Annotated in this window: 6 protein-coding genes and 1 CRISPR repeat array (1 of these 7 running past the window's edge); of the genes, 2 read left to right on the top strand and 4 right to left on the bottom strand. The window is 42.6% G+C overall.

All coding sequences use genetic code 11. The features are described from left to right. Positions 1–2,105: a CRISPR direct-repeat array (repeat unit 37 nt; unit sequence GTTTCAATCCACAGCAATCTCTATTAGCTTTTGAAAC) (it extends 3,051 nt beyond the left edge of the window). Between the two features lie 9 nt (positions 2,106–2,114). The 4 genes from J7545_RS08025 to J7545_RS08040 all read right to left on the bottom strand — a co-directional run bounded on the left by J7545_RS08025 (position 2,115) and on the right by J7545_RS08040 (position 10,250). Continuing rightward, positions 2,115–2,555: a cyclic nucleotide-binding domain-containing protein gene (locus tag J7545_RS08025; RefSeq protein WP_318719395.1), complete on the bottom strand. Its 441-nt coding sequence runs from the start codon at positions 2,553–2,555 to the stop codon at positions 2,115–2,117. A 3-nt stretch (positions 2,556–2,558) separates the two neighbouring features. Further along, positions 2,559–5,291, bottom strand: coding sequence for an ATP-binding protein (locus J7545_RS08030; RefSeq protein ID WP_318719396.1), 2,733 nt, complete (start codon positions 5,289–5,291; stop codon positions 2,559–2,561). A gap of 139 nt (positions 5,292–5,430) precedes the next feature. After that, a complete protein-coding gene (locus J7545_RS08035; RefSeq protein ID WP_318719397.1) occupies positions 5,431–8,622 on the bottom strand; it encodes a HEAT repeat domain-containing protein in 3,192 nt (1,063 codons plus the stop codon). A 20-nt stretch (positions 8,623–8,642) separates the two neighbouring features. Continuing rightward, positions 8,643–10,250, bottom strand: coding sequence for a bifunctional metallophosphatase/5'-nucleotidase (locus J7545_RS08040; protein WP_318719398.1), 1,608 nt, complete (start codon positions 10,248–10,250; stop codon positions 8,643–8,645). Positions 10,251–10,365: 115 nt separating this feature from the next. Here J7545_RS08040 and J7545_RS08045 point away from each other — a divergent pair, with 115 nt between their 5' ends. Together J7545_RS08045 and J7545_RS08050 are read left to right on the top strand one after the other, a co-directional pair. Further along, positions 10,366–11,256, top strand: a complete 891-nt coding sequence (locus J7545_RS08045) for a PhzF family phenazine biosynthesis protein (RefSeq protein WP_318719399.1) — start codon at positions 10,366–10,368, stop codon at positions 11,254–11,256. Between the two features lie 49 nt (positions 11,257–11,305). Then, on the top strand, positions 11,306–11,527 hold the full coding sequence (locus J7545_RS08050; RefSeq protein WP_318719400.1) for a hypothetical protein: 222 nt from the start codon (positions 11,306–11,308) through the stop codon (positions 11,525–11,527). The last annotated feature ends 122 nt before the right edge of the window (positions 11,528–11,649 follow it).

Consider the following 11,649-nt stretch of genomic DNA (forward strand, 5'->3'; position numbering starts at 1 on the left):
ATCCACAGCAATCTCTATTAGCTTTTGAAACCGTCCAGCTCCCTAGCCAACCCTTTGAGCTGCCGTGTTATTGTTTCAATCCACAGCAATCTCTATTAGCTTTTGAAACTTGCCAACCCAGGACGCGTTGGATTGCAGCATAGTGTTTCAATCCACAGCAATCTCTATTAGCTTTTGAAACTGACATTTTCCCAGAGTGCGTGAAGACATACAGGTTTCAATCCACAGCAATCTCTATTAGCTTTTGAAACCTCTGATGTCTTTATGGGCACTCGTGAATGTATTGGTTTCAATCCACAGCAATCTCTATTAGCTTTTGAAACATAAGCGTCCTCAAGAAGTCTATAGTCTTTCGATGAGGTTTCAATCCACAGCAATCTCTATTAGCTTTTGAAACCGAGTTAGGCGATCCCCCCACCCCTTGCCAGCAGGGGGTTTCAATCCACAGCAATCTCTATTAGCTTTTGAAACAACGACACCACCGCATTTCCGACCACGGCAACCAAGATTAAAGTTTCAATCCACAGCAATCTCTATTAGCTTTTGAAACCTATACAACGGATAGCGAACCTGCCGCAAAAAAAATGTTTCAATCCACAGCAATCTCTATTAGCTTTTGAAACTGATACTCAGATGTTGGCTGATGCCAAGCGTCACATGTTTCAATCCACAGCAATCTCTATTAGCTTTTGAAACTGGTTCATGGTTGTTTGGTTGGATAAAAAAATCGCCTCGTTTCAATCCACAGCAATCTCTATTAGCTTTTGAAACAAAATGCTTCTCTGCTGCCGCACGAATCTAAAATGTGTTTCAATCCACAGCAATCTCTATTAGCTTTTGAAACGTTCGTAGGGGTAGATATTGAACATAGACCGGACTGTTTCAATCCACAGCAATCTCTATTAGCTTTTGAAACCGATAACCCAGCCGGACATCGTATCTCAGCGCTTGCGTTTCAATCCACAGCAATCTCTATTAGCTTTTGAAACAAATAAGATAACCCAGTTTCTTATAGCTCCCCATGCAAGTTTCAATCCACAGCAATCTCTATTAGCTTTTGAAACGGGCTAGGCGTTGGGCTTGGTGTAGGTGCAGGCGCAGGTTTCAATCCACAGCAATCTCTATTAGCTTTTGAAACTTGTACCTCGATTCGCTCTTACAGAAAGAAGGGAGAGTTTCAATCCACAGCAATCTCTATTAGCTTTTGAAACCATTTTGATCAGGGCATTCCCAGCGATCGCTTTCGTGTTTCAATCCACAGCAATCTCTATTAGCTTTTGAAACTTACGAGAAGTCTGTTCTTACTGAAGGTGGCCGATCGTTTCAATCCACAGCAATCTCTATTAGCTTTTGAAACATTTTCTCCAGAGGAAGCGGAAGCGTTGCGGGAGAGTTTCAATCCACAGCAATCTCTATTAGCTTTTGAAACTTCAATGGCTCAAATCCCACTGATTTAGTAGAGGGTTTCAATCCACAGCAATCTCTATTAGCTTTTGAAACCAACGGCTATCCTGATGAATTCGGCAATTTGAGTGGGAGAAAGTTTCAATCCACAGCAATCTCTATTAGCTTTTGAAACCTTTTATTTTTTGGAGGTCAGCCATCTTGTTCTTCCAGGGTTTCAATCCACAGCAATCTCTATTAGCTTTTGAAACTCTAGATGAACTAGCAAAAGCGCGGGAATCACTAAAGTTTCAATCCACAGCAATCTCTATTAGCTTTTGAAACGAGTGACCACCCTGGCTTATATCCCAGTTCGTAAGCTTGCTGAATGTGTTTCAATCCACAGCAATCTCTATTAGCTTTTGAAACTGAGGTCGCCAATTGTCGAAGGGGAGCGCGATGAGTTTCAATCCACAGCAATCTCTATTAGCTTTTGAAACCGTTTAGCTTCCTCCACTCTTTTCTTAAATCGAGAGTTTCAATCCACAGCAATCTCTATTAGCTTTTGAAACAGATGTTCCTCTGTCCGGATGCGAAGTTGTTCCAGTTTCAATCCACAGCAATCTCTATTAGCTTTTGAAACTTGAAACCATGTATAGCTGGGTTGATAACTGGAGCATCGAAAGTTTCAATCCACAGCAATCTCTATTAGCTTTTGAAACTTGAAACTACTAATGATTAACCTCTTGCATCCATTGTTGATAAACCACCTGCTGTAGAGTTTGACTAAAATCGCGACAAATAGAGATCAAAATCTGCGGGCGTTGGTAACCTAGACTAATTAAACGTTTCTTAGCAATTTTGAACAGTTGACAGTCAGTTTTAGCCACAAATTGCAATTGTGAGGGCGAATCATCAAAGAGGTCAAGATAGCCAAAGCTAGAACCAGATAAAATTTCCTTAATGGGGATTAATTGGTCTCCAGAGCGCTTAAAAGAGATCACTGTTCCCGATCCAACAATATAACAAGCGTTCATGACTTTGCCTGCGGGGAGGATGATTTCATTTTCTAAAAACTGTTCTTGGACTAATTCTTGGGAGATTAAAATAAGTTCGTCTAAGCTCAGGCTTTGGAAAAGGGAGAGATTTTGTAAGAGGACAATGGGATTCATAAATTAAGGGGTTTTATTATTTGAGGTTTGCTCTAGGGTTGAGGAGTCTAAAGACTGCTCAATTAATCGGACGATCGCCATATCTTGAAAATTAGTAACTAAGACCAAAATCCGATGTGCAAAACTCCGATAGCGCTCATCCTGTTCCAAAGGTTGCGCTAAGGCTTCAATCTCCGCAATATCGCCAATTTTTGCGGCTTGATAAATTTGTTCTAAAATATGCCGTGGTGGGAGCAGTTTTTCGCAACAGTTGCTGACTGCTGACCATTCAGACTCAGGGGAAATTATATCTTCATAAACCCACTCAAGTTTTAAATACCTTTGCAAACATTGAAATAACTGTTGAAGTTCTACAGGCTTTTGAATAAAATCCTGACAACCAACTTCTAAACTGTTTTCTCGGTCTTTAGCCAAAACACTGGCTGAAGAAGCAATAATAATCGTGTCTTTAAACTGGGACAGGGTACGCAATTTACGCACCATTTCAAATCCATCTAAAACTGGTATGACTAAATCAGTAATGATTAAATCCGGTTGAAAACCAATCGCCTGCTGAAATCCGTCTTCTCCATGTTCTGCCTCTTGACATTCAAATCCTAAGGAGGTTAACACCGTGACTAAGGTTTCGCGGTTGACCGATTTATCGTCTACAATTAATATCTTATAGCGATCGCCCCGATAATCGATTATTTGTCCGATTTGGCTCACTGTATCCGTTTCTACCCATTCCGAAGCAATGGGTAATTCAACCTCAAAGTAAAAGGTACTGCCTTCTCCAGGTTTGCTGATCGCTTGAATTTCACTCCCCATCAAACGGACAATTTTCTGGGAGATGGCTAATCCTAAACCGGTTCCTTCAGCTTGTCGTGTTTTATTCCCCACTTGTTCAAATGGTAAGAAGATTTTACGCACTTGTTCAGCAGTCATGCCTACTCCAGTATCTTGCACAGTAAACCTGAACAATGCTTTATTAGAGTCTGCCAAGGGTAAGGCTTCTACCCTCAGTTCCACACCTCCACTATCGGTAAATTTAATCGCATTCCCTAACAAATTAAGCAAGACTTGACGCAATCGTTTTTCATCTATAGTTACTGATGAGGGCAAGTCTGGATTGAAATCAAAATTGAATGTAATTCCTTTGCTTTCTGCGGGAATTCGAGATAGTTCAACGACACCGAATAAGAAATAGGCGAGATGGATATCTTGAGGTCTTAATTCTAGTTTTCGAGCTTCAATTTTGGAGAGATCGAGAATATCGTTAATTAAATTCAGTAAATGGTGCCCTGATTGTTCAATCACTTCTAAACCACGCTCTTGATACTCGGTATCTTTAGCCTGTTTGAGAATTTGAGTATACCCCAAAATTCCATTTAATGGTGTGCGTAATTCATGACTCATATTGGCGAGAAATTCGCTTTTAGCTTGGTTGGCAAGTTCTGCTGTTTCTTTTGCTTCGACTAATTGAGCTGTGCGTTCTTTTACTTTTAGTTCGAGGTTAGTGAAGGCTGTTTTTAATTGGTGTGCCATGCGGTTGAATGCAGTAGCTAGGGTTTTTAATTCTACGATCGCACCTTCTGCAACTTGTTGACCTAAATCTCCTTTAGACATTGCTTCTGACGATTGTGCCAGATCTAGTATGGGTTTGGTAATCCACCGAGAGGTATAAATTCCCAATCCAATGGCGATCGCCAAGGCAACCAAACACAACCCAATCGTAGTGTAAGTATTAACATTAATTTCTGCGAGAAAATCTTTTTCGGGCATGACAATAACGACTATCCAATCTAACCCCCATCGATCTTGATAGGGCAAGACTTGAACAAAGTGTCGTTTTCCATTGACTTTGAAAATGAGTTTCTCTAATCGATCGATGTCATTTGAATTTCCAAAATGTTGCTCTAAAAACTGAGCAGTCAATTGAGTTAACTGATTTTGACTGTTAATGGCTAATAAGCGTTCTAATGTATTTTCCCGAGCATTAACAGAAAATGGATTTTCTCCGGTGGAATTAGCGACCAATAGACCAGAACGCTCTAAAATAAATGCTTGCCCAGTTTTCCCAATTTTTAACTCGCTGAGGAATTGATTGATATCTAATAAAGCGAAATCTGTGGCCACAACCCCAAGTAATTCGCCCTCTCGATCGTATACTGGATCTGCAAAGGTTAGGGCTAGCTTGGGACTGGCTAAATAAGTATAAATTTCACTCCAGGCCGATTGGTGCTTCGTTGCGGGGGCAATGTACCAATCACGAGTCCGGGGATCGTAGTTGGGTGAAATATTCAGGAGTTGGGTGGGTTGGTCTTGACTATTGGTTGCATAGACATGCAGATTATAACCGGTCGTGCGATCGCTATTCCAGATGTTTAAACTGTGGTCATCGAGGCGTTGGATTCCATAAAATCCTCTGTTTTCGTTAGCCACTTGAATAAAACTAATTTGCTCAAATAACCTCATCTTTTTGAAAAAGAATTGAGCTAAATGGGGATCGCGTTCTAGACTGATGTGGCCGAGAGCTTTGGCATTCAAAATACTTTGATTGACTAAGTAGGGTTTTTCTAAATAACTATTGAGGTGTTGTTCGATTCTCGCCCCAATTTCTTTCTGCAATTGGGTCGCCATATTGCCAATCGCCTTTTGTCCATTGCGGAGGGAGAGCCATCTAGTTAAGCCCACTATGGTACATATTTGTAAGACAAATGGGACAATTAACACTAAGCGCAAATGTAACTTCATAATTAAAAGAAGGTCATTATTGAGTTAATCAGCAGTTCCTTCCCTCTTCTGTCATCGACACAGCACCAAGTCTTGTCTCACAACTCTATTCCCGATTTTCTAGCGCTAAGGGCTATATGTGTACTCAGCGACTGTACTGTTATATTAGCTTAGAACTGGAGACTCTAGGGTTGATTTCGGTTTCTTCAAGGCTTTGCTTGAGGAAGGCGCTAAAGCGTTTGCAAATTTCCAGAATCATATCGGGTTTTTGGTAAACTAGGTCGAGGAAGCGATCGCTCTCTAATTTGAGTAAAGTACAATCCGTTTCGGCAATCACATCCACCCAAGCAGGATTTTGATTAAACAGTTGCGCTTCTCCAAAATAATCCCCTGAACTTAAGGTGGCGAGGATTTTTTGTCTCCCGCCCATGGTTTTGACAATCTGGGCAGTTCCTGAAGAAAGAATATAGAGATGGTGACGTAGGGAACCTTCGGCTACGATCGCTTCTTGAGAAGCAAAATGTTCTTCGATCAATTCCTGATTAATCAGCAGCAACTCATCCAGACAAAAGTGACGGAAGAGATCGACGCGGGTGAGGATATAGATCCGTTGCAGGGTTGGCTCTTGATGACAGACTTGACCCCTGGCCGGAAATAGGGTTTTTGCTACATCTTGAACAAGGGGATCTGGGGTTTGGATCAGGATCTGGGGAATATCCATCAAGGCTACCATTGCACCGAGTTCTAACCATCGGTCTTGGGACGCAAGGCATTCTAAAATCAGTTTATAGCCTTGGGTTTTCATCCATTGGGCATCGGCATTAATTTCCTGTTCCAGGGATTGACCGCTAGCCCAAGTTTCTAAAAAGGGCAATAGGGGTTGCACAAATCGACGATAGCGCAGGGAGGCAATGGTCTCTACCGCATTGGCCCGATCGCGTAAATTGTGGGAATGAATCACCTGTTTGAGTGCATCTAGGGTTGCGCTACACCCTAGGGTTGACAGGGTATGGAACACCCGCTCTAATACGCGCTTTTGATAATCATCAATGGCGATCGCCAAAAGCTTCCACTGGGGACGGTTTGTCGGAAGCTGCTGCAACCATTCCCAACTGCGGCTAAATTGGTGTAATTCGGGCGCTAAATATTCATAAAGGCGGTCTTCAGCCCGGGGTGTGCCGATATATCCCAAGGTGGAGATGGCTGCATCGACGACTTCTGAGTCGGGGGATTCTAGATAATATTCGACCCAGTGCAGAGCTTTTTCTCCAGCATGGGCTAGGGCTTGGGCTGCTTGTTGGCGCACATGGGGATGGCAATCCATTAAAGCTTGGGCTAAATAGGGAAGTAAATTTTCCTCTGGTGCTTTGCCCAAAATTTCAATGGCAGTTGCTCTCATTTGTGGATCGGAGTGACCGAGTTGGGAGGCGACTAACTCCCGAATTTGGGGACTGTTGTGACACTCTAGGGCGGTCAAATATCGTAGTCCCTGCTGCTGTATTTCCAGGGGAGCATGGCGGATCAGGGGTTCGAGTAGGATTAACAAGTCTGGGTTGCAACTGCGAGCAATGATATGGATGAGATTTCGTTGGCTATGGGAGGGCAAATCAACCGCCCAAGCCTCTAAATTAGTTGGTAATGAGGTTTTTGAGAGTTGCAGCTCTGCCAGGGTGATCAGGGCGCAAATTTCCGGGTCTCCCATTGCCCAAAATTGCGATCGCTCGGGTTCGGGAACGGGTTGTTGACATAAAATCAACAGTTCTAAGGCGATCGCCCGTGCTAACTGGTCTGTTGAGTCTAACAAGTTTCGGGTGCAAAAGTGTTGATCCTGGGAGGGAATTTGACTCAGAAAGGTAACCACTCCCTGACGCAGTTCGGCATGGGTGTGGGAAAACAGGGTTTTGACTTCTGGTAAAACCTGGCTAGGGTTAGGGAGACGAGTCGCTAATTGTAGTCCTAAAAGCTGGGTTTGGCGATCGCCACTGGTGAGCATATTTTGCACTTCCTCTTGATAGGAAGAAGGGAGCGTAACCCATCCGGTTTTGACTCCATCTAAATTCACCAAGCCTTCCGTTACCATAGTCATTAAGGATTCCAGATAACTGCGACCAGTGAAATAGCTCACCCCACTATGGATAATACTTAAACCGATACCGAGTAAGGTTGTTGTGGTTAAACTTCCTAAGTGTTGGGCACTGAGGAGAATCAGACCGCCTAAAATTTGTCCAATGGGGGAAAATAAACCTTCACTAAGAACCCGAAACCGCCCTAAAATTCGGGGAGGAACAGCATTATAGTTGAGCAATCGCACAGCTTCAGCCATGCCATAATTGAGGGAACGTTGGTTAATATTGGTAAAAACAGCCGAACCTAAACCCGGGGCGAGAAATAAACCGATAAAACTCGCTAAGGTGGTCAGGGGATAAATCAGATTCATGCGTCGCACTCCCATTTTTTGAATTAACCAGGGAGTGACGAGGGACGATAAGCCAAATTCCAATAGACTTAACAAGGCAGCCATTAAGGCAAGGAAACTCGCCAATTGTTGGGCATTGTCTAGGGAGTCGGCGTAGATCGCTGAATATTGATATTCTCCTAACAGGCGCACTAATAAGAGTAAAAACGTATTAGCACTCAGAAACAGAATAATGGGATAGCGAGAAATCAGTTGGGGAAATTGGCGCAGGGAGTCTTTGAGGGTTTCTACGTGTTTCTGGGGCTGTTGGTGGAGTTCGTTAACTTCAATATCATTTTGGTCGATTTCAATATAGACCATTTCGGCGATCGCCAACCCATATAATCCAGGCAGTGCGATCACCAGTACAGACGGTTCAATCACTTGAAGGGCAATACCGGCGATCGTATTAGCCAGTAAATAACCTAAACTAGAGGCTAAATTGAGATAGGATGTATAGCGCTTGAGTTCTAAAGTCGTAAAGTAATCGGCTACCAGATTCCAAAAACCAATTTTAATCACCAGTACGCTGACGACTTCGGAAAAAATATAAAAGATAAACAGAATATAGAGTCCAGAATCTAACCATCCCAGAATTCTTAACCCTGACATAAATAGGGCACTCCCCAAAAGGAGTAACTGCAAGAGGCGCTTGTGGGAAAATCGACCAATGACTTGGGAAAAAAAACCAGAGATAGTGATAATGCAAATCGGCGTTAAGGTATACAGTAACGGTAGTTTATCCGCCCCTGCGTTAGCTAAAAATAGAGAACGAGCCAGTAAGGACGCTAACCCTTGGGTTCCCACTAGAGTTAAGGCCAGCAGAAGAAAGGCACCCAGTCTTTTCAGTTGATCTTCAGATAAGCCTAGGCGCTTTTTGAGTAGGGATAAAAACATGGGATTGGGAGAAGCAAGTATTACGGGTTAATAATAGAGCGATAATGCTCCGCATCGCTGGCACGATCGCGGATATATTCTATCAGAGAATCTGAGAGTAAATATCCCGTATCGACAATATTTTTCCCTTCAGAAAATAGGGTATATCCGTCTCCTCCTTTGAACAGAAAACTCGAGGTAGCGACCCGATAAGTTTTATCAAGATCAAGAGGAAGATAAGCACCATCTACTTGCCGAGTTTGGATACTGAGCATCCGCGAACCCACTGGTAAATCAGAGTGCCAATCCAGTTTAAGTCCAGCCACTTGGGGAAAAGAACCATCAAGTTTATCCACTTGACTCACTCCATATTCTAAAAGCTCTTTAATCTGTTTTCCTGTTAAGTCTACTGCAATAATTGTGTTAGAAAACGGAAATACTTCTAATACTTCTCCAATGGTGATCTCTCCCGCAGGAATACTCCCTCGAATTCCACCCCCATGGGTAATAGCAATCTCGGTTTTTTTACCTGCTGTTTTCGCGAGTAACGCTTCCCCTAACAAAGTTCCCAGGTTGGTTTTTTCTTGTCGAATATAAGGGCGATCGCCATTGAGTTTAATGGGGGTTTCACCAATTACTTTATTCTTCAGTTGTCGAATCGGTTCAGAAAAAGTATCTAAAAAATCTTGAAATTCGGGATCATCCGTTATTTGTGTGTTTACAGGATGCAGATCGCCTTTCCAGTGTTGTAGATGTCCTTGGCGGTCAAACGTGATATCTAAATCCCCTAAATATTTTCCCCATTCCCAATCGGTAACCACTAAAATGGGCTGACCATTCGGTGTTTTTTCTACGATTGGATAGGGATAAGTTGCATTAGGCATATCCCCCATTCTAGTATGGGAATGACCACCAATAATCACATCAATACCATCCACTTGACGGGCTAATTCCAGATCTTCAGTGATTCCTAAATGAGTCAGGGCAATAATTTTATTAACTCCTTCCTGATTTAACTCCTCAACTGCTTGTTGAGCTGCTGAGACTGGATCTAAAAACTCAACTCCTTCTCCCACCTCTGCCATGGTCATTGTTTTTGGGGTGGTTAGTCCAAAAACACCTATTTTTTGCCCATTTTTTTGTAGGATAATCCAGGATTTTACTAATCCCGAAAGGGGAGACATTACCTCGGTTTTTAGATTAGCTGAAATAATAGGGAAATTACTGCTTTGAATGAATTTTGCTAGAACCTCCTGACCGCGATCGAATTCATGATTGCCTAGAGTCATGGCATCATATTCTAAAGCATTGTAAAATTTACTATCAGCTTGCCCTTGATAGGTATTAAAATAGAGTGTACCTTGGAATACATCACCTGCATCTAAAAGTAACAGGGGTTGATCGGCACGTTGACTTTCTTCTCTGAGTCGGTCAATCAGGGTTTTGCGTTTACAAATTCCCCCCAATGTGCCATTTTCTCCTATCTCTACCGGTTCTAAATGGGCATGGTGATCGTTAGTATGCAACAGACGGAGTTCAAATGCCGCCGTACTCCAGAACTGACTACTGACGAGTCCGATCATCACCGCTAGAACAATGCCTAGTAGTACTTGTAGACTTCTTTTCCAATAGACTGAAGTTCGAGCCATAGGTTTTTGGTTTTAGAAGTTTCAATAAGGTATTCCCCTTCTAGGATATCTTAAGATTGAATGCCCCTAAAACTTTGATAAACTAAACTTGAATCAATGACTGGCCTGAGATCCTATGCCCTCTGTCCCCTTTTATATTGTCGACGTTTTTGCCGTTAGACCCTACAGCGGCAATCAATTAGCCGTCATCCTCAATGCTGGAGAGCTGACTACGGAAACAATGCAAACGATCGCCAAAGAAATCAACTTTTCAGAAACTACCTTTGTTTTAGGCGATCGCCCCGAAAATGGCGGCTACCGAGTTCGCATCTTTACTCCAATCCAGGAACTCCCCTTTGCAGGGCATCCTACCCTAGGAACCGCCTACATTATCCAGAAAGCAATAATTGGCTCGGCAGTCGATCAAGTCATCTTAAATCTACAAGTAGGACAAATTCGGGTCCATTGGCAAACTGAGGATCAAACCTCAGAAATATTATGGATGAAGCAAAACCCTCCAGAATTTACTACTACCTATCCGAGAGAAGCCCTTGCCCCTATTCTGAGTTTAGCACCGGAAGATATTGACGATCGCTTCCCCATTCAAACCGTCTCTACCGGCATCCCCTTTATTATCGTTCCCCTGAAAACCCAAGCTGTCCTCAAACAATGTCGAATTGAACAATCCTTATATTTTGAATTTATAGAAAATAAACCAGCAAAAGAGATTTTTGTATTTTGCCCCGAAACCCATTACCCCGAAAACACCTTTAGCGCCCGCATGTTTGCTGACTCTTTAGGCATTCCCGAAGATCCAGCTACCGGTAGCGCCAATGGCTGTTTTGCCGGTTATTTAGTGGAACAGAATTATTTAGGAACTCAGGATATTGACGTGTTAGTAGAACAAGGCTATGAAATTAATCGCCCCTCCCTATTACGCCTGAGAGCCAAACGGAACCAGCAGACCATTTCTGTTGAAGTCGGAGGTCAAGTCATCCCCATTGCTAAAGGGGAATTCTTTCTATAGCCCATCATAACACCCACCACTGTCTACCGTTGAGTGTCCTTGTCACCCCTTGATCTCCGGATTTCTGTATGATACAGAAAGCGAGTTCTATTTATGGTATGAGGCACAAATTAAGGGAACCAAAGCCCTTGAGAATGACATTATTATCGTTGGGGATGCCATTGAAGTTGTCAAAAAGAATTACCTCAATGATTATGAGTTAACTAATGCTCAACGACGTAATATTCAATCTCGCAAGTCTTGGATGAAAGCCAGAAGTGTTGAATGTTAGCTTAATACCGAAAAAAAGAGGATAAAATATGATATTCTATCCTCAAATATCAAAACAATATTCTCGCCTATGGTAGCTTCGTTTACAAATCTTGTCAGACCCATTCTCAAGTCATTATCTCC

The sequence above is a fragment of the Roseofilum sp. SBFL genome (assembly GCF_017746885.1).
Taxonomy (GTDB): Bacteria; Cyanobacteriota; Cyanobacteriia; order Cyanobacteriales; family Desertifilaceae; genus Roseofilum.